Annotated in this window: 18 protein-coding genes; 10 read left to right on the top strand and 8 right to left on the bottom strand. The window is 56.3% G+C overall.

Annotated features, from left to right (window positions below):
• The first annotated feature begins 87 nt into the window (after window positions 1-87).
• From OHL22_RS16485 to OHL22_RS16460, 6 genes are read left to right on the top strand one after another with little or no spacing between them, the layout of a single operon-like run.
• A complete protein-coding gene (locus OHL22_RS16485; protein ID WP_263339700.1) occupies window positions 88-612 on the top strand; it encodes an RNA polymerase sigma factor in 525 nt (174 codons plus the stop codon).
• Entirely contained in the window at window positions 609-3,215 is a 2,607-nt protein-coding gene (locus tag OHL22_RS16480) for a FecR domain-containing protein (RefSeq protein ID WP_263339697.1), read from the top strand. Before OHL22_RS16485 ends, OHL22_RS16480 begins: the two co-directional genes overlap by 4 nt.
• 1 nt (window position 3,216) lies before the next feature.
• Window positions 3,217-4,170, top strand: coding sequence for an ABC transporter ATP-binding protein (locus tag OHL22_RS16475; protein ID WP_263339695.1), 954 nt, complete (start codon window positions 3,217-3,219; stop codon window positions 4,168-4,170).
• A complete protein-coding gene (locus OHL22_RS16470; protein ID WP_263339692.1) occupies window positions 4,157-5,032 on the top strand; it encodes an ABC transporter permease in 876 nt (291 codons plus the stop codon). The genes OHL22_RS16475 and OHL22_RS16470 overlap by 14 nt, the downstream gene beginning before the upstream one ends.
• Entirely contained in the window at window positions 5,029-5,979 is a 951-nt protein-coding gene (locus OHL22_RS16465) for an ABC transporter ATP-binding protein (protein ID WP_263339689.1), read from the top strand. The genes OHL22_RS16470 and OHL22_RS16465 overlap by 4 nt, the downstream gene beginning before the upstream one ends.
• Window positions 5,979-6,842, top strand: a complete 864-nt coding sequence (locus tag OHL22_RS16460) for an ABC transporter permease (protein ID WP_263339686.1) — start codon at window positions 5,979-5,981, stop codon at window positions 6,840-6,842. Before OHL22_RS16465 ends, OHL22_RS16460 begins: the two co-directional genes overlap by 1 nt.
• A 64-nt stretch (window positions 6,843-6,906) precedes the next feature.
• Here the strand turns inward: OHL22_RS16460 and OHL22_RS16455 are convergent, their stop codons facing one another.
• The 5 genes from OHL22_RS16455 to OHL22_RS16435 form a co-directional block, all read right to left on the bottom strand.
• Window positions 6,907-7,692 carry a LytR/AlgR family response regulator transcription factor gene (locus OHL22_RS16455; protein WP_263339684.1) on the bottom strand — a complete coding sequence of 262 codons (786 nt, stop codon included), beginning with the start codon at window positions 7,690-7,692 and terminating at the stop codon, window positions 6,907-6,909.
• Window positions 7,673-8,662: a sensor histidine kinase gene (locus tag OHL22_RS16450; protein WP_263339681.1), complete on the bottom strand. Its 990-nt coding sequence runs from the start codon at window positions 8,660-8,662 to the stop codon at window positions 7,673-7,675. The genes OHL22_RS16455 and OHL22_RS16450 overlap by 20 nt, the downstream gene beginning before the upstream one ends.
• Before the next feature lie 185 nt (window positions 8,663-8,847).
• Window positions 8,848-9,513, bottom strand: coding sequence for a hypothetical protein (locus OHL22_RS16445; protein WP_263339678.1), 666 nt, complete (start codon window positions 9,511-9,513; stop codon window positions 8,848-8,850).
• Window positions 9,514-9,597: 84 nt separating this feature from the next.
• Window positions 9,598-10,065 carry a hypothetical protein gene (locus tag OHL22_RS16440; protein ID WP_263339676.1) on the bottom strand — a complete coding sequence of 156 codons (468 nt, stop codon included), beginning with the start codon at window positions 10,063-10,065 and terminating at the stop codon, window positions 9,598-9,600.
• 251 nt (window positions 10,066-10,316) lie between these two features.
• Window positions 10,317-10,640: an energy transducer TonB gene (locus OHL22_RS16435; RefSeq protein WP_263339674.1), complete on the bottom strand. Its 324-nt coding sequence runs from the start codon at window positions 10,638-10,640 to the stop codon at window positions 10,317-10,319.
• A gap of 179 nt (window positions 10,641-10,819) precedes the next feature.
• Here OHL22_RS16435 and OHL22_RS16430 point away from each other — a divergent pair, with 179 nt between their 5' ends.
• Entirely contained in the window at window positions 10,820-11,770 is a 951-nt protein-coding gene (locus OHL22_RS16430) for a diacylglycerol/lipid kinase family protein (protein WP_263339672.1), read from the top strand.
• A 20-nt stretch (window positions 11,771-11,790) separates the two neighbouring features.
• Here OHL22_RS16430 and OHL22_RS16425 read toward each other — a convergent pair whose 3' ends face one another.
• Genes OHL22_RS16425 through OHL22_RS16415 form a run of 3 tightly spaced genes read right to left on the bottom strand, consistent with a single transcriptional unit; the run spans window position 11,791 to window position 14,932 of the window.
• The gene (locus OHL22_RS16425; RefSeq protein ID WP_263339668.1) at window positions 11,791-12,699 is read right to left on the bottom strand and encodes a DMT family transporter; all 909 of its coding nucleotides are present in this window, start codon (window positions 12,697-12,699) and stop codon (window positions 11,791-11,793) included.
• Window positions 12,696-14,477, bottom strand: a complete 1,782-nt coding sequence (locus OHL22_RS16420) for an amidohydrolase (protein WP_263339666.1) — start codon at window positions 14,475-14,477, stop codon at window positions 12,696-12,698. Before OHL22_RS16420 ends, OHL22_RS16425 begins: the two co-directional genes overlap by 4 nt.
• A 41-nt stretch (window positions 14,478-14,518) precedes the next feature.
• Complete coding sequence (locus OHL22_RS16415) at window positions 14,519-14,932, bottom strand: TOBE domain-containing protein (RefSeq protein ID WP_263339664.1); 414 nt, start codon at window positions 14,930-14,932, stop codon at window positions 14,519-14,521.
• Window positions 14,933-15,285: 353 nt separating this feature from the next.
• Here OHL22_RS16415 and OHL22_RS16410 point away from each other — a divergent pair, with 353 nt between their 5' ends.
• The 3 genes from OHL22_RS16410 to OHL22_RS16400 all read left to right on the top strand — a co-directional run bounded on the left by OHL22_RS16410 (window position 15,286) and on the right by OHL22_RS16400 (window position 18,322).
• Window positions 15,286-16,050, top strand: a complete 765-nt coding sequence (locus OHL22_RS16410; protein ID WP_263339661.1) for a hypothetical protein — start codon at window positions 15,286-15,288, stop codon at window positions 16,048-16,050.
• A gap of 125 nt (window positions 16,051-16,175) precedes the next feature.
• Window positions 16,176-16,856, top strand: a complete 681-nt coding sequence (locus OHL22_RS16405; protein ID WP_263339659.1) for a response regulator transcription factor — start codon at window positions 16,176-16,178, stop codon at window positions 16,854-16,856.
• On the top strand, window positions 16,853-18,322 hold the full coding sequence (locus tag OHL22_RS16400) for a sensor histidine kinase (protein ID WP_263339656.1): 1,470 nt from the start codon (window positions 16,853-16,855) through the stop codon (window positions 18,320-18,322). Before OHL22_RS16405 ends, OHL22_RS16400 begins: the two co-directional genes overlap by 4 nt.
• Window positions 18,323-18,422: the final 100 nt, after the last annotated feature.

Raw genomic sequence — 18,422 nt, 5'->3', positions numbered from 1 at the left:
TGCAAGCCGGATTAATAATTCGTCAGCAGAAACGTCATCTCTATGAACAGTTCAAAAGGTGAGCCAGTGGCCGTCGGAAACGCGATCATGTCATTACCAATGGCGAGGGAGGGCCTATCGCAACTATTCTGCGAACATTATCGGCGTGTTCTCTCGGCAGCCTATCGCATTACCGGCAGCATGGCTGACGCGGAAGATATTGCTCAGACTGTCTTTCTGCGCATCGCAAGTGTAGATAGTCCACCATCTGCGAGTGCTGGCAGCTACCTCTATCGGGGCGCCATTAATGGAGCACTTGACCTGTTGCGACATCGCAAGGCCGCTCCGGCGTCTCCGCTCGAAGATGCAGAAGGGATTGTTTCCTCGACGCCGGGCAGTTCGCCGGAGGCAGAGGCGTCGAGCAGAGAACTGGGCGACCTGCTCCGGACCGCAGTTAGTGAGTTACCGCCGCGAGGCGCCGAAATGTTCATCCTGCGGTATGTCGAAGAGCTGGGTAACCGCGATATCGCAGCGTTGATGGGAACTTCGCAAGCGGTGGTTGCTGTAACCCTCCACAACATGCGTTTCAGATTGAAGAAACGGCTCACGGAAATGGATCGGGAGAGACGATGAGACGAGATGACGAAATCCTTCTGAGTAAGGCTGTGCAAGCGCTCAAAGCTGACGAACCCGATGCCGCACAGATATCCGCTTCTGCCCAGAGAGTAGCTGTCCGCATTGGGTTGGACGCGATATTGGACTCTGTCGTCGATCTGGGAGACGTAGCCATTGAAGACTGCAAGGACGTGCGAAGGCTACTGGGATCCTATCGTGCAGGAACTCTCTCCAAGACGCGCTCGCTCATGATCGAGGCTCATTTGCACGACTGTGGCTCATGCTTCCGACACGCTCAGAGCGAATCCGGGACGGCGACACTGGATTGGTCGGCTCCTAAAGCAGCCCGGGTTCCTGCATGGCACTTGCGGAGATACAGTTGGGCGCTGGCTCCTGTTTGTGTACTGCTGGTTACTGCATTCTTTGTGTATCGAGCGTATTGGCAGGTTCCGCCAGGTGTCCGTGCTGAGGTGCAATCGATCAATGGCTCGGTTTATCGCATTTCCGATACAGGCGACCGCCTACTCAAGCCGGGCGACAAACTGGCAGAGGGTGATCAATTGCGCACCGGCGGCGGAGCTCACACAGTTCTTCGCCTCTCTGATGGATCGACGGTCGAAGTTAATGAGCGAAGCGTTCTTGGCGTGGGCGCGCGTGGGCATAACATGACGATTGCGCTGGATAATGGAGCCGTCATCGTGCAGGCTGCCAAGCGCGACTCTGGTCACTTATATGTAAAGACTCCCGATTGTCGCGTCGCGGTCACCGGCACCGTTTTCTCGGTCAACTCCGGAATCAAGGGTTCCCGCGTCGGGGTATTGGAAGGGTCGGTACATGTAATGCATGCGGGTGTGGATTCGTTTATCCATGCCGGCGAAGAAGTGGCGACGAACGATAACATGAGCCCCACTCCGGTAGAGCAGCAGGTCTCCTGGAGTCAGGATCGCGACAAATACCTTGCCCTCCTTGCACAATTTTCCATACTTCAACATCGTCTTGAAGCTATTCCATATCCGCGGCTCCGCTACACTAGCGATCTGCTGGATCGTGTTCCCGCTGAGACATTGTTATATGTCAGCATTCCCAACGCGGGGGACTACCTGAGCGAGGCCAACAAGATATTCCAGGAGCAATTGAAGCAAAGCCCGGCGCTGCAAGAATGGTGGAACCGTGGGCATGCCGCGAACAGCGCGAATCTGGATACCATGGTCGAAAGGCTTCATCAGATGAGCCAATACCTCGGCGATGAAGTGGTGCTTGTGGGAGTCAGGCAGGCGAATGCACCTGGCTTTGCTCTGGTCGCCGACGTGCGGAAGAGCGGACTCGGTGATTTTCTGAGGACGCAGCTCCCGGTATCAGCTTCGACATCTGGGCTTACGGTGCTGGACGAGAACGCGCTCAACACGGTCGTTTCCTCGCAGACGCGGTCAGGTGGGTACGCAGTCATTGGACAGCGCCAGGCAATCTTCTCCAATAACCTCGCGATATTGAAGCAGGTTGATGCGCAATTGAATGCAGGCGCCAGCGGTTTTGCCGGGGGAGCATTTGGGCAGCAGATTACGGCGGCCTACAACCGAGGGGCCGGCGTAATCCTGGCAGCGGATCTGCACCAGATGTTAACCAGCCAGTCCAAGCTGCTCCACGCTGGCCATAGCAACGAGATGGCCATCAACAGCAGCGGGATAGAGGACGTACGGTATCTGATTGCTGAACATCGCGAGGTGAACGGTGTACCGGAGAATCACCTGAATCTACAGTTCTCCGGAACCAGGCAGCGTGTTGCCTCGTGGCTTGCTGCCCCTGCTCCGATAGGCTCACTCGACTATGTCACGCCCAATGCCGCTCTTGCTGTGGCGATGCTTTCGAAAGACCCCAAAGCTATTGCCGATGACATCCTTGATATGGCTCTATCGAGCGATGCGCAGAAGAACAATCTGGCTGAAACCGAGGCTAAGCTACAAATCAATTTCCGGGATGACTTAGCCGGAAATCTAGGCGGAGAGTTTCTTCTCGCATTCGACGGCCCGGTGTTGCCCACGCCTTCGTGGAAGGCGGTGATCGAGGTTCGCGATCCCGAGCGGTTGGAAAATACATTGGAGCGTCTGACGCAATCCATCAGCAACCTGGATCACGAAAAAGGTGCGCACTCCATCATCATCCAACAAAGTGTGGTTGGAGAGCAGCACTTCTATGCTGTGCAGGATCAGACCCAGGGCCGTATCATCGCGCAATATACCTTTTCCGATGGCTACATGATTCTCGCGCCCAATCGGGTGCTTCTGATCGAGGCGTTGCGCACAAAGGCTAGTGGAGTTTCTCTCTCCCATGCGGCCACATTCAAAGCGTCGCTTCCCCGGGACGGAAATGAAAACTACTCGGCTATTGCCTATCAGAATTTAAGCCCCGTTCTGGCGCCTCTACTTTCGCATCTCAGTGGAGAGACCGCAGCAACCATTCAGCAACTGGCGGCAGATGCGAGACCCACCACAATATGCGCTTGGGGGAAAGACACCCGGATCGAAGCAGCCAGCGATAGTCATCTCTTTGGGTTCGACTTTTTAACGCTGGGAACTTTAATCCACACCGGGAACAAGCAGGTCGCGGCAAACGTAAGAGAGTGACATGGGCGTAATTGATCCTGTGATTGGTTTTGACGGACTGGAAGTACGGCTTGGAGCTCGTACTGTGCTCAATGGGCTCACGGGAGAGTTGCGGGGAAACGCTATCGGCCTGCTCGGTCCGAATGGCGCCGGAAAATCCACGCTGATCAACACGCTGTTGGGATTTCATTCACCTTCGAAGGGAACCGCGCATGTCCTCGGACTTGATGCGTATCGCGATCGAGCCCGGATTCGCGGCGCAGTCGGATACATGCCGGAAAATGATTCCTTCATCGGAAACATGACCGGAGTGCATTTTGTACGCTATATGGCTGAGCTCTCGGGTTTGCCCTCGGCCGCAGCGCTTGAGCGCGCTCACGAGGCTCTCTTCTACGTAGGCCTCGGCGAGGTGCGATATCGCAAGGTCAACTCCTACTCGCTTGGTATGAAGCAGCTCATCAAGCTGGCTCAAGCACTGGCGCATGGGCCCAAATTACTTATTCTGGATGAGCCCACCAATGGTATGGATCCAATCGCCCGCCAGCGCATGATTCAGTTGGTCAAGGATATCCGCAAAGAAGGCAGCGTGCGGCTGCTTATCTCTTCCCATCTGCTGCGCGATATCGATGAGACCTGCGACGAAGTCCTAATCCTCAAAGATGGCCGTGTTGCTGCTCTCTGCAATATTGAAGCCGAGCGTCGTTCCAACCGCAGCTTCATGGAGCTTGAAACAGTGGGCGCGACCGAAAAGTTCTCGGTCAGCGTTCGTGGACTTGGTTGTGAATGCGCCAGCTTTCCCGATGGCCGTATCAAGCTCGTCATTCCTGAAAACATCGAAGTACGCGATCTCTACGTGATTGCCTCCGAACAGGGAGTCCAGATTCGGCGTATGAACCAGCGACGTGATTCCCTGGAAGACATTTTCTTAAGAGCAATGGAAAGCGAAGCAGGACGCCCAACACATGTCAGTGCATAAAAACACCTATCGTGCCTATACCGGCCCAGTAACCCCGCTGTGGATGCGAGTGTTTGTGCTGGCGCGCTACGGCTTCGCTGAAGCCTGGTCTTCGAAGATCACGATTACGCTTTTCACGCTCTCGCTTTTACCCGTCATCGTCTTTCTCGTTGGCATCTATCTGGCGAACAATCCGATCGCTCAGTCTCTTATACTCAAAAACTCACACCGCATGCTTACGGTCGATGCCAGCTTCTTTCTCGGCGCATTACAGATGCAGTCGTGGATTGCACTTGTTCTGACGGCATGGATTACTCCTCGCCTCATCAGCTTCGACTTGGCTGATAACGCACTGCCTATTCTGTTGAGCCATCCCATCTCGCGCTTCGGCTATCTCTTCGGTAAATTTATAGCGATCTTCGGTTCGCTCTCTGTGGTGACCTGGGTTCCTTGCCTTCTGCTCTTTGTCTATCAGTGCTACGCGTCGACGCAACCATGGGCAGCGGCAAATCTTTCGATCGCAGCCGGCATGTTTGTGGGAGCAATCATTTGGATAGGATTCCTCTCGATCCTTGGTCTGGCTCTTTCATCCTGGGTCAAGTGGAGAGTTGTTGCGACTGCCGTCATCTTTGGCGCAGTCTTTGTTCCTGCCGGCGTAGGAGCCATCGTAAACGCCGTGCTGCGCACGCAATGGGGCCTGTTGCTCAATATCCCCGTTACCATGTCTGTTCTGTGGCAGCGACTCCTTGGCGCGCCCGAGTTCCTGCGACGAGGTTCCTCGCTGCCTACGACAGCCATCGTGGCCGTGCTCGTTCTTGCCTGCCTGCTCTGTCTGGCTATGTTGAACGCACGCATCCGTGCGCGAGAGGTGGTGCGAGGATGAGCGAAACCAATGACCTGATTATCTTCGATGATGTATCCAAGTTTTACGGCGAAGTCCTCGGCGTAAACCGTATCTCGCTCTCGATTCCGCCTGGGATCACAACATTGGTTGGTCCGAACGGCTCCGGCAAGACAACCCTCATGAATCTCATGACAGGACTGGTTCAACCATCAAGCGGACACATCTCGGTGATGGGATTAACGCCCGGCGATGTGGCCGAATTTTTTAGAAACGTTGGCTATTGCACTCAATTTGACTTCTTTCCCCGCGGGCTGAACGGATGGGAGTTTATCTTCGATAGTCTCATGTTGCACGGAATGGACGAGGTGGATGCTTTTGGCCTGACAACTGAAGCTCTTCAACGTGTCCGGCTTGGCGATGCAGCGGGGAGAAAAATTGCGGGCTACAGCAAAGGCATGCGTCAAAAGATTCGACTCGCGCAGGCCATTGCACATCGTCCCAGAGTCTTGGTCCTGGATGAACCACTCAATGGATTAGACCCCATGGCCCGCGCCGAATCCATTGCACTCTTTGAAGAGCTCGGGAGGCAGGGGATGCACCTGCTGATCTCGAGCCACATTCTAGATGAGGTTGATCGCATCTCTGATCGTGTCGTTCTCATCACTGGCGGATATCTTGTTGCTCAGGGAAACATCCAACAGGTCAGGCAGGAAGTACGCGACAAGCCAATGCAGGTCCTCATTCGTTGCGACCGGCCCGAACTGCTCGCTTCAAGAATGTTCGCTGTCGATCATTGTGTTGAAGCGAGGGTTCACGCTGATGGTAAGGGGGTCTTCCTCCGAACTGGAGACGTTGATCAGTTTTATTCGATGCTCAATGGGATTGCGGCAGAAGGGCTGGTTAAGATCGATGCCGTTGCGCCGGCGGATGACGATGCCAACGCCATTTATCAATATTTGATTGGTTCCGATGGGAGTGCTTCCTGATGAATCAAACGACGTCCAGTTTTCGAAAGCGTGTCATGCAACAACCATGGGATTTGTGGTGGATACAGGCACTGCGCCTGACCCGCATCGAGGTAAAAAGAAATCTCTTCTCGTGGAGAGCCAGTTGGATTTACTTCCTTGCCTTCATTCCCACTCTCATAATCCTGATTCATGTGGCAGTCGGCAGACGCCTCCAATTGTCCATGGACGATGACACCGAGATACTCGCAGGAATCATTCAGTTCTATTACATCCGCCTGGGAATCTTCTTCGGCTGCCTTGGCATCTTCTCACGTCTGATTCGCGGCGAAATGATTGAGCGTAGCCTGCACTTCTACTTTCTATCTCCGGTCCGGCGGGAGGTGATCCTGCTGGCCAAGTTCGCAGCCGGATCCATCAGCGCGCTGCTCCTGTTTGGTTCCGCGATCCTGGCAGATTTCATCTTGACGTACACCGTATTCGGTGCGACCGGACATGATTACATCTTCAATGGTCCCGGCCTCGGGCAGTTGGAGGCTTATCTCATGATCACCGTGCTGGCCTGTCTCGGGTACGGTGCGGTATTTCTTCTCCTAAGCTTGATCTTCAAGAATCCGACTCCTGCCGCGATGATTGTTATGGGTTGGGAAGCAATCAATCCCATTGCTCCTTCCTTGCTCCAAAAGATCAGCGTAGCTTCCTATTTGCGGCATCTGATGCCAGTCAACGTTCCTGCGGAAGGAATTTTCGCACTGTTGACTGTACAGACTGAAGCCGAATCTGTGTGGACTGCAACTCTTGGGTTGCTGGTGTTGATTGTGCTCGTGCTTGTCTACTCCTGCTATCGTATCCGCACCTTCGAAATTCGATATACGACCGAGTAGGTAGCGAGTTTCTTTCGGATTCGAGCGGGTATTTTCTCTGAAGAGTATTTCGATTATCACAGCATTACAACGATTGCCCCAGCCGCTTCTCCAGCTGTGCGCGATACGTCCTGCTCACGCGTGAGCGATGTCCGTCTTTCAAGACAACATCGAACTCACCGTGTGAGATTGGTTGCAGTTCGAGGATGCTGTCAATGTTCACGATTGCTGATCTATGCACGCGAACGAAACGCATGGGATCTAGGCTGTCGGCGAGTTCGTTGAGGCTCGCCCGATAGAGCAGTTCTTTACCGCCAACGTGCAGATTAACGTAGACGCCCGCTCCTTCGATCCAATCGATATCTACCACCCGAAGAAAGCGTGTCGTTCCTCCCGACTTTACGACGAGACGATCAAGGCAACGGCCTGCCGGCACAATGGATGAGACCATGCGCAGCATGCTGAGACCGAATTGCTGCATGTTGCGTTCGATATGCCGCATTTTAGCACGCGCAAACGCTGCTTCGAGCCGCTCGTCGCTGAAGGGCTTCAGCAGGTAGTCAAGCGCGTTGGCCTCAAAAGCCGCGATGGCATGCTGATCATATGCGGTGATAAATATCGTAAGCGGCATCTGAGCCGTGCCAATGGTTTCGATTACTCCAAGTCCATCCAACTCGGGCATCTGCACATCGAGAAAGATGAGGTCGAGCGATTCGCGCTGAATGATCTCGACTGCGGCGATCCCATCGCGAGCTTCGAACATTGTTTCAACCTGCATGTCCTTCTTCAGCAGATCGGTGATGCGTTGGCGAGCGGGGGCTTCGTCGTCGACGACTAGTATGCGAAGGCGGTCAGTTGGCGGCGCGATCATCGTCTATTACTCCCGCAAGCCGCAAAGGCAAGGAAATCTCCACTTCTGTGCCGCCACCGCTGCGACGCCTCACGGCAAAACGGCTGTTGCCGTTCGGGTGCAGACCAGCAATGCGTTCGCGGGTGACGGATAATCCTAAACCTGTGGAACTCTCGAGCATCCATCCAGGCGGGAGCCCTACGCCGTTGTCTGTCACGCGGATCTCGATGTATTCGTCGCGACGCTGAGCCGTTACTCGCACTGATCCGCCTGAAGCACGGCACGAAATGCCGTGGCGGATAGCGTTCTCGACGAGCGGTTGCACAATAAAACAGGGCACCAGCGCATACTTTACCTCCGGATCGATATAGGTTTCGATGCCCAGGCTGCTGCCGAATCGAATTTTCTGAATGGCGATATAGTGATCGAGAAAAGCCATCTCTTCTGCAAGCGGAACCTCTTGCCTGCCGCGGGCCTCGAGCGAGAGGCGAAGCAGGTCGCCCAGATGCTCAATCATGCTTCGGGCCAGGCGTGGATCGCGCTCGACCTGAGAGGAAATGGTGTTGAGCGCGTTGAAGAGAAAATGCGGATCGAGCTGCATGCGCAGAGCGTTGAGGCGTGCCTGGGAAAAGCTGCGTTCGAGTCTTTCCAACTGCAACTCGCTCGCGAGATATCGCTGGTAGTAACGAAAGGTTTGGCGCGCGCCGAAGATAAGCCAGTAGACCAGCCAGCCCCAGAAGATGCTGCCGCGAAAAGCGTTGGCTAAGAGGCGCGTGCCCGCAAGCATGCTCCATGGAGCAAGGCCGAGCAAACCGAGCACAGCAGCGAAGACATAGATGTAGAGAACAGTGAGTGCCAGGCTGGGCAGCAACTGTGCGGCAATGCGTCTTCCTAGCTGATTTTCTTTAAAGGGGAGATGCGCATCCACCCAGAAGATGATTGGCGTGATCAGGCCCCACGACCACCACTGTGCGAGAGAGCCAAGCAGCACACGGTTCCAATTGGGCGTAGAGAGGCCGGGGATCGCGAAAAGCAGGCCAAGTATGCTCCAAAGCAGAGCTGCAATGCTCCAGCGCCCCCACCATTTACCCAGCAGATCGTTGAGCGTCGATTGGTCTCTCGTTCGAATTGCGACAAGCCTCCTGATGTGTCTCTGGTTTACTCGCGATGACGCTGCTATTGTCCTGCCAGATTCAAATCCTTCATGTCATCCAGGTGCATTTTGAATCCCCAGCCGTAAAAATTGTTGACGAGTGCTATAGCCACCTCATTATCACCGGCCTTAAGCGGCAGCAGCAACGAGCCGTTTCCTAATGAGAGGCGGCCATCTGGCGTTTTGCGTGCCGCTGGCGGCTGATAAAGGTTTTTGTCGGCGAAGACTATCTGGCCATTTACGAAGACGAAGACTTCGCGGACCCATCCCAGGGAAAGATGCTTTTGCTGCTCTGTGTTGGAGTGAATGTCTGTTTTGAGCCAGACGACAGCCCGCTCCGGCTGTGGATAGGGAATGCCATAAACTCTGCTTACATCCATCAGACCGTCGCGTTCTGCTTCCAGCGGAGCCCAGGCTGCGGTGGTGTTTGGCATGTCGGCGTAGGTCGGCGCCTGATCTGCTGCCAGTTTGGAAAATGGAGAAAGCTGCCAGTGGCGTACATAGAGGCCGTCTGACACGCTCGGGTCTTTTTCCGGCTCGTTTGGCAGGTCTCCCGCTACGTCTGGAGTGACGACGAGATTTGCAAAAATACCTGGCCCTGCGAGCATAATGCCGCCATCTTCGGTATCTCCTTCAAGGCGTCCGATTTTCAGTGTCGGCTCAGTTGCACCGTTGATGTAGATGTTCATTCGCTTTCCTGAAATCACCAGCTTTACGTGATTCCAGCTATTTTCTTGCAACGGCGCAGGGCTCTGGTACTGCGGAAACACGTCTCACAGCAACACACCATGCGTCTGGGGTGCGTATTGAATGCAGTCCGGCGCTTCACTGCACTTTGCCTTTGGCCGCAGGTAAAACATCTCGTAGTTGTTCTCATCCGCACGGCGAAAGATCAAGCCCGCGCCCATGCTGCTCGTCGCTGCCACGTCATACTCAATCGTTCCGTTGCGAAAATTGAGGTCCTTCGCCACAGCAGCACCGGTGCGAACGTGCTGCGCGTAGTTGCCAGGCTGTAACTCAATCGATGGCTTGCCCATGTACTCGATAAAGTTGACTGTACCGGCGGCTGTTGTCCAACGGTCCGCCGTCATGGGAACCTTTTCCGGCTCTGCAGCCTTTGCCGAAAGCGAAAGAACCAGCAACGAAAGGCCAGCCGAGACAACAGCCGCAAGCCTTACAGCAGTGCGCAGGGAACGCGGGAACGTATCATGTGTGTGCGAATCGTGGATCGAGTTTTTCATGCGCCCGATAGTACAGGGCAGTGCACCTAGCGTCTTGCGAATTGTTGCAGTACGGACGAGGATGGTGCAAACCGGTTTTTGCTCATTACTGGCAGGCAACTATCGGCGCCAGGCGAAGGGGTGATGTAAGGGATAGTTGCGGCAGTAGCGTCTTGCTCGATGCAAAGTGAAAGGCAGCTCCAGGAAGAGATCGAGCCGCCTTTTCCGTTTAGCGATAGAACCTCATCGCCAAGTGGATTGCGGGAGGGCTTTTAGCACAGGTCGACGATCAGGTGGAGCTTGGTGGCGAAGGGCTGCCCGTCGAGGGTGGCGGGGGTGAAGTGGAACTGCTTGACGGCAGCGATGACGCTGGCATCCCACTCAGGGGTGAGGGACTGACGAACCTTTACATTCTGTGCCTTACCGTTGGCACCGACGGTGACGTCGAGGCCGACCCGGGCAGGGACTGGAACGGCCTTGGAGACAGTGGTGGTGGGGGGAACGACGTTGGTGGCCGAGATGAGGTGGGGGGCGATGACACGGGTGCTGATGCGAACGTTCTGCGCAGCATTACCGGGGGTTTCCGGCAGCGGCACTCGCCGCCACGCCTGGAGCACTAGTGAAGGTGAATCCAGAGACGCAACAACACAAACGGAAGGGATTGCTAGTATGCGGATAAGGTCGCGTACAGGCTGGATGCGAGAGTCTGTGTTGTGAGCGGGAAGGCTTGTTGCCGGTGTACAGTGGGTGCAAGCTGCGTCGTTTGTTTCTTGTTATGCGAAAGATTGTTGTGGTCTACAACCCAGCGTCGGGCATGATTTCGAATCGGCGCGCTGGTGCACTTGAAGAAGCAGTTGCGGTGCTGCGCGCGGCGGGTGTGGAGGTGCGATCGACTGCGACGGATGGGCCGGGAAGTGCGGCGGAACTGGCCCGGGCAGCGATCGCAGATGGATGCGAGACTGTATTGGCCTGCGGCGGCGATGGAACAGTGAACGAAGTGCTGCAGGGAATGATTGGGAGCGATGCGGCGCTCGGTGTGTTGCCACTGGGAACGGCGAACGCATTAGCTTCAGATCTTGGATTGCCGCTGTCGCTGGCTGGAGCTGCGCGAATGTTACTGGAGGCGCAGCCGAAGCGGATTTCGATAGGACGGATACAGTATCGGGACCGCGGGGGAGAAACGCAGTCGCGGTACTTTACGGTTGCAGCGGGGATCGGCGCCGATGCGCAACTGATGTATCGGATGGATGCGCAATTGAAGCGGCGTTTTGGATATGCGTTATATGCAGTAGAGGCGCTGCGCATCCTGGCGACCGACCCGTTTCCGCTGTTCGAGGCGCGGTTCATGGATGCTTCTGGCGAGATAGTGCGTACGGACAAGGTTTCGCAGCTGCTGGCGGTTCGGATTCGGAATTTTGGCGGGATGCTGCAGAATTTTGCCCCAGGAGCGGCGCTGACGAACGAAAGTCTGAGGTTGGTGGCGTTCAAGACGCGGAAGCGGTTTGACTATTTGAAGTTCCTGACGGCAGTGGTGGGCCGGCGGCATACGTTTAACGGGTGCATTGCACTGATGGAAGCGATGCGCGTGGAATGTGTTCCGCTGAAGGGCATGGAGGGCAAGGTGTATGTAGAGGCGGATGGGGAATTGCTGGGTGGTCTGCCGATGAATATGGACATTGTGCCCGATGCTCTGAATATGCTGATTCCGAACGAGGCGGCGTTATAAATAGGGTTTGCGGAGTGTGATTACGCCTCATGGGATGTGGGAACGTGCGGCTGCGGAATGAGCTCGGTGATAGCGATGCCGGCAAGGATGATGATGGCTCCCGATGCTGGGCGCAGGCCCATGCGTTCGCCAAGGAAGAGAAATGATGTGATCCACGCAAAGACCGGCTCAAGTGTGAGGATGAGCGCAGTATGTGTTGCGGGCAGGATGGACTGCGCCCAGCTTTGAATGGAGAACGCCGCGGCAGTGGCGAGGACGGCTGCGATCGCCAGCGCGAGGATGAGGCGCGGCGTAACGCGCATCTGCGGATGCTCGAGGATGGGCGTGCTGATCATCATGAAGAGGGCGCAGAAGCCGATCTGAAGCAGCGCGAGAGGCTGGAAGGCTATGCGCGGTGATGTATGGCCGAGCGCGATGCAGTGCAATGTAAAAGCCACGGAGCAGCCGAAAGTGAGCAGGTCGCCTGAGTTGACGGCGTTGAAGTCCGGCAGCACGCCTGAGCCCGCGGGGACGGTGAGCAGCAGGATGCCGGCGAAGGCCAGAAATGCGCCTAGATAGGCGTTCCAACGTGGTGCACGGGCACCGACAGGACGAAGCGCCTTGACTGTTGAGAAGAGCGGGACCAGAACGACAACGAGTCCGGTGATGAAGGCTGATTTCGACGGGGTGGTCTTGGCAAGGCCTGCGGTCTGGAACTGATATCCGGCGGCGAGGAAGAAACCAACGATGACTCCGGCGATGAGCTGATGGCGGTTGATCTCGCGCCAGTGACGGCGGTAGGCGATGGCAAGCACAAGGAAGGCCAACGTCATGCGGACGGTGTTGAAGGCGAGCGGAGAAGCGTCGGAGAGGGCGTCTTTGATGAGGACGAACGTGCAGCCCCAGATGCCGACGACTGCCAGCATCAGCAGATAGGCGCGGAGTTTCACTTCTGGTCCCCGGAACTGGCGCTTGACGTGGCGGCAGCTTTATACACGGTGCGGCCGCCGACAACGGTTTCAAGCACTGTTGTCTTGAGAATCTCGGGCGCAGTGACTGTCAGCAGATTGCGGTCGAGGATGATGTAGTCGGCGAGATATTCAGGGGTGAGCTTGCCTTTGATCTTTTCGTCGAACTGGGCGTAGGCGGAGCCCTGCGTATAGGCGTAAAGCGCCTGTGTTCGGGTTAGCTTGTTTTCGGGATAGTAGGTCTTTGTGCCTGCTTCATTTTGACGTGTGACAGCGGCATAGAGGCCGCGGAAGGGCGTTACCGGCTCTACAGGATAGTCGGTGCCGAAGGCCAACGGGACGCCTGCATCGAGGAATGCCTTCCATGCGTAGGAGTAAGCAGCGCGTTTGGGACCGAGGCGGTCTTCTGCCCAGTTCATATCGGTGAGCAGGTGATTGGGCTGCATGGAAGCGATGACTCCGAGCTTGGCGAAGCGCTGGATGTCGGCTGGGTCGACGACCTGAGCATGCTCGACGCGGTCGCGAGCATCATGGGCGACGGTGGGCCAGCAGCGAGGGACTTTGTATGGGTTCTTATCCTGCGGTGAAAGATCGGGGCAGGCATCGTAGGTTTGCGAGAAGGCATCGAGGGCCATGGCGGTGGCTTTGTCTCCGATGGCGTGGAAGCCGATCTGGAAGCCAGCCTGGGCGCGCTCGACGGCCATGGAGTTGAGCTGCGCCTGGTCGAAGCGAGGCAGGCCTGAGTTGGAGGGATCGTCAGCGTATGGCTCTTTGAGAGCAGCGGTGCGTGAGCCGAGAGAGCCATCCATGAAGCCTTTGAGCATGCCGGTGTGGAGCATGGGATCGTGGACGTCGTGATGGGCGCGATGCGCTTTCAACATTTCGAGAGGATCAACGAAGGGAAGCCACTCGCTGATGCGGACGTTGAGCTTACCCTCCTTTTCTAGTTCTTCGAAGACGAGGAAATCATCCCACTCGGAGAAGTCCTGCACGGAGGTGAGGCCGTGGGAGATGGCGTCCTCGATGGCGAGCTCAAGGCCCTGACGGCGCTCATCATGTGTGGGCGGCGGAATGACTTTTTCGGCTGTCTCCATGGCGGTGTCGCGGAGAATGCCGGTGGGCTCACCGTTGGCGTCGATGTCAATGGCTCCCCCTAGAGGGGCTTTTGTTGTGCCGGTGATATTTGCGGCCTTGAGAGCTGCGGTGTTGGCTACGGCGATGTGTCCGTCGATGCGCTCGAAGAGGGCGGGGTGGTCGCCAGTGACTTGATCGAGCTCCTGGCGTGAGGGAAGCGTCTTGTCGGCCCAGAGGGTGTGGTCCCAACCTCCGCCGGTGAGCCAATGGCCGGGTGGCGATTGCTGGGCTTTGTCGCGGATGCGGGTGAGCATCTCATCGAGTGATTTAGAGCCGGTGAGATCGACATTGAGTTTGGTCTGGCCTGCGCCGCCCAGATGCACATGAGCATCGTTGAGGCCGGGCATGACGAAGGCGCCGTGTAAATTTCGGCGGAGAGTTTGATCCGTGGCGAACTTTTCGATTTCGCTGTCCGAGCCTGCGGCGAGAATGTGGCCGTTGGCGATGGCGATCGCGGAGACAATGCGCGGGTGACCTTCTGCAAGGCCTTCGCCGGTGAGAATGACGCCGTGGGTGAGTATTACGTCTGCAAACGGCCGGGGCTGCGCGGTCTGGCCGACGGCGAAGGGAACGCTCAGAAAGCACGCTGCCAGCACAGACCGTGAATAGAACCGTTGTAGGCGCATGGGCGGAGTTTAGCAGAAGAAACGATAGTTGCGGGCAGCGTTCAGACGCGCTCGATCATGACTTCGGTGGACTTCATCAGGGCGGCAGCGGTCTGGCCTTTGCGCAACTGCATTTCGCGAGCCGCGTCGGCGGTGATGATGCTGGTGATCTGCTGATCGCCGATGGAGAGGACGACCTTGGCGAGCAGCCCGCTGATTTTGACATCGATGATTTTGCCGACGAGCTGGTTGCGGCCGCTAACTGTGCGGAAGCGTTCGCGGGATTGAATTTTGGGCTTGGACGGCGAAGACTTGAGGAGCGGGGCGATAGAGCTTTGCGGGATGCGGTGATGGCCGCCGGGGGTCTTTGTGGTAACGAGCTTGCCGGCGAGGATCCATTGCTTGAGGGTGGCGTAGCTGACGCCGAGGGCTGCCGCGGCTTCGCGGGGCTTGAGGAGCAGATCTGCTTCGGTCATGCTGGACCTCTTTAATCGAGTGGAGCACTAACGGCGTGTCCATAGAGTCAATCGGACAGGGATCGCGCCTCAAGACAATGTACAACGGTTTGATGAGGTTCTGATACAAGATCTCGAAAGCGCGAACGCGAATACGCAAGCAGGAAAAACGTAATCGTTATGAAACGACATTTAGATTCGTTTAGAATCGTCAGATGATGAGTCTTGATTCGCTTTGCCGTTTCAATAAGCGCCGTGTGTCATCGCGGCGGAGACTATTTACGTTCTCTCTTGCCGTGCTTGGGGCATTAGGATTTGTTAGCCACAGCGCATACGCTCAGGACGGTAGCTGGTGGCAACGGTACGAAGGGCGGGTGAGCGCAACGCAGGCGGAACAGCCACATTGGATTACTCCGCTGGTGACGGTGACGCCGAGACTGGAACAGGAGTTTCGTGCGGATTTTTTGAGACAGACGAATACGAAGCTGGTGGATACGTGGAACTACGGAAACGGTAAGGGGCTGGAGATTATCCCGGAGAGACATATTGAGCTGCTGTTCAATGTGCCACCGTTTATCAGCCATGATGCGCCGGGATCGAATGACGGGTTTGGCGATGTTTCGTTCAACTCGAAATATCGTTTTTTCGCCCGCAATGAGGAGCGTGGGAATGCGATTATTACTGCGTTTTTCGCGGCCTCGATTCCGACGGGCAAGAACGGCAATGGAAGCTGCTGCGCGGTGGTGACTCCGACGCTGGCGATGGGTAAGGGCTGGGGCAATTTTGATCTGACGACGACGGCCGGCGGGTCGCTGCCGATTACGAATGCCAAGGGGCTGGGGCACACGATTGCGTGGAACAATGTGGCGCAGTACAGGCTGGCGAAAGAGGGGCCGGCGCGGTTTTTCTGGCCGGAGGTTGAGCTGAATTCGAGCTTCTTCAAGGGCGGAGCGAATGACGGCAAGGTGACGACCTATGCTACGCCGGGGATGATTATCGGGCGCATTCCGCTGAGGCACGATGCAAGCGGCAAACCGGGACGGCTTGGGTTGACGTTTGGTGCGGGTGAAGAGATAGCAGTCACTTCATTTCATGCGAACAATCACCTGTTGATTTTTACAGCTCGTATGCCTTTCTGAGAACCAGAAGGATTGATTTTGAAGCGCGGCTGCTTTCGTAGCCGCGCTTTTATTTTTGTGACGGTTCTTTTGATAAATTCCGAGTCTTCAGGCTGACTTAAGCTGTCGTGGCCGATAATTGCCGCATGCGCGTTCTGGTGGTTGAGGACGAAACCCGGTTGGCAGAAAACATCGCGGCGGCGTTTCGCGAGGGCCCAGGTTACGCGGTGGATTGCGTGGAAGATGGAGAGACCGGCGCGGCGCTTGCTGCAGAGCGATGTTATGACCTGATTGTGCTGGATCTGATGTTGCCGAAGATGGATGGCGCGAGCGTACTGAAGCGCATGCGTTCCGGCGCGGTGAATACGCCGGTGCTGATTCTGACGGCACGTTCGGAGACGGTATCGAAAATCAACTTGCTGAATGCGGGCGCAGATGATTATCTGAGCAAACCGTTTGATCTGGGCGAACTGTTGGCGCGGGCTAAAGCTTTGATCCGGCGAGGCAAGGGAGCAGCGCATCCGACGCTACGGGAAGGCGATATTGAGGTCAATACGCTGGAGCAGACTGTCACTCTTGCGGGGCAGCCCGTAGTATTGTCACGGATGGAGTACCGGATACTCGAATACCTGATGCACAGGCCGCGCGCGGTGGTTTCGAAGCAGGAGTTGCTGGAGCATCTGTATGACTATAACTGGGAGCATCATTCGAATGTGATCGAGGTGCATGTGTCGAATCTGCGCAAGCGGATTGGCGGGCAGGACCGGATTGAGACGCTGCGCGGGCGTGGCTATCGACTGTTGTTGCCGGGCGGGCGAACTGCATGAAGCCGTATTCGATCGTTCGCCGGTTGATTGGCATGGTTCTGGTTGTAGAGCTGGCAGCGGCTCTCTGTGTGACGACTGCTGCTTTCCTGTATGAACGTCACACGCACTTTCGCGCCTTTGATGTGCTGCTTCGCGGGCGTGCCGATTCGATTCTGGGTGCGGTACAGGATGCGGAAGATCCCGGCGACAATGTGATGCTGGATGGCTCGCAGTTGAGTGCGCCACCGGACGACGTGTACGAAGTGCGTGATGATAGCGGACGCCTGGTAGGACGATCTGAGAACTGGACAGGATTGGGCAGCGTCGAGAAACTCGATCGAGGAGGACATCGGCATGGACATGGACCAGACGGCGAGGAGCACTTTGGTGCGAATCTGCGTGGGCGGCATTATGGGATGATTCGCATCTCGGGCTATCGCGTAGTTGATCCAGGAGAAAAGGGCGGCGGTGTGAAGCGGACCGTCAGCATCGTGTATGGTGCGCAGATGGATCGTGTGTGGGATGCGGTGCTGCAGTCTGTAAGTTTTTATGCGGTGAGCAGTGTCGTGGTGATGGCTCTGACCGCGCTGCTGATGTTATGGCTGCTGCATCGCGGACTGAGGCCACTGCTTGAACTGGCTGGAGCTGCATCGCGGGTGACGGTAAATGCGTGGGAGTTTGAACCACCTCCGACGGCGCAGGCAACAAGAGAGCTCGCTCCTCTGACGGAGGCGATGCAGGCTGTACTGAGGAGACTTAGGGAGGCATTTGAAGAGCAGCAGAGGTTTGTCGGCGATGCGGCACACGAGTTGAAGACGGGCGTGGCACTGGTGAAGTCTTCGTTGCAGCTGCTTGGAATGAAGCCGCGCAGTCAGACGGAATACATCGCTGGACTGGAGCGCGCACTCGGCGATTGCGAACGCATGGAGGCAATGGTGGCTCAGATGCTGACTCTGGCTCGGATTGAGCAGGCGCCATTGCAGGGGAAGGCCGCTGTTGCAGAAGGCATTTCATTGCTACGCGAGGTGATAGACGAGCTTGCGATGATGGCCGAGTTGAAGCAGGTGAGGATAGAGCTTGATGAAGGCAGCGCGAATACCGTTACACAGCAGGCGATTGCTATTGAGCCGGAGCAATTCAAGTTGTTCTGTAGGAATGTGCTGATGAATGCGATCCAGCATAGTGCAAGCGGGTCTGAGGTCAGGGTGCAGGTTCGCGAAGAGGAAAGTTCCGCGATTTTCGAGTTTCAGGACCATGGCGATGGAATAGGGGAGACTGAGCTGCCATATGTGTTTGAAAGATTCTCGCGAGGCGATCCTTCCCGGAGTAGACATAGTGGAGGTACTGGGCTTGGATTGGCGATCTGTAAGGCAATCGTGGTGCGCGCGCGGGGCGGGATAAAAATTGAGAGCAAGATTGGGGTGGGAACATGTGTCTCGGTGAGGATTCCCATGGCGTCGGGGGTTGCTGAGATGTTGGGAGACTAACTCATCTTTTGCGTGCTTCTTCATGCTGCCTTAAGGTGGCGTATGCGAGGTTAAGTTGAGCGGCGCAAGGCGTGTCCGCAAAGAAAGGGAATCATGAAAC

Source organism: Acidicapsa dinghuensis (genome assembly GCF_025685685.1).
Taxonomy (GTDB): Bacteria; Acidobacteriota; Terriglobia; order Terriglobales; family Acidobacteriaceae; genus Acidicapsa; species Acidicapsa dinghuensis.
Note: the sequence above shows the minus strand (reverse complement) of the source record. Positions and strands in the feature narration are given on the sequence as shown.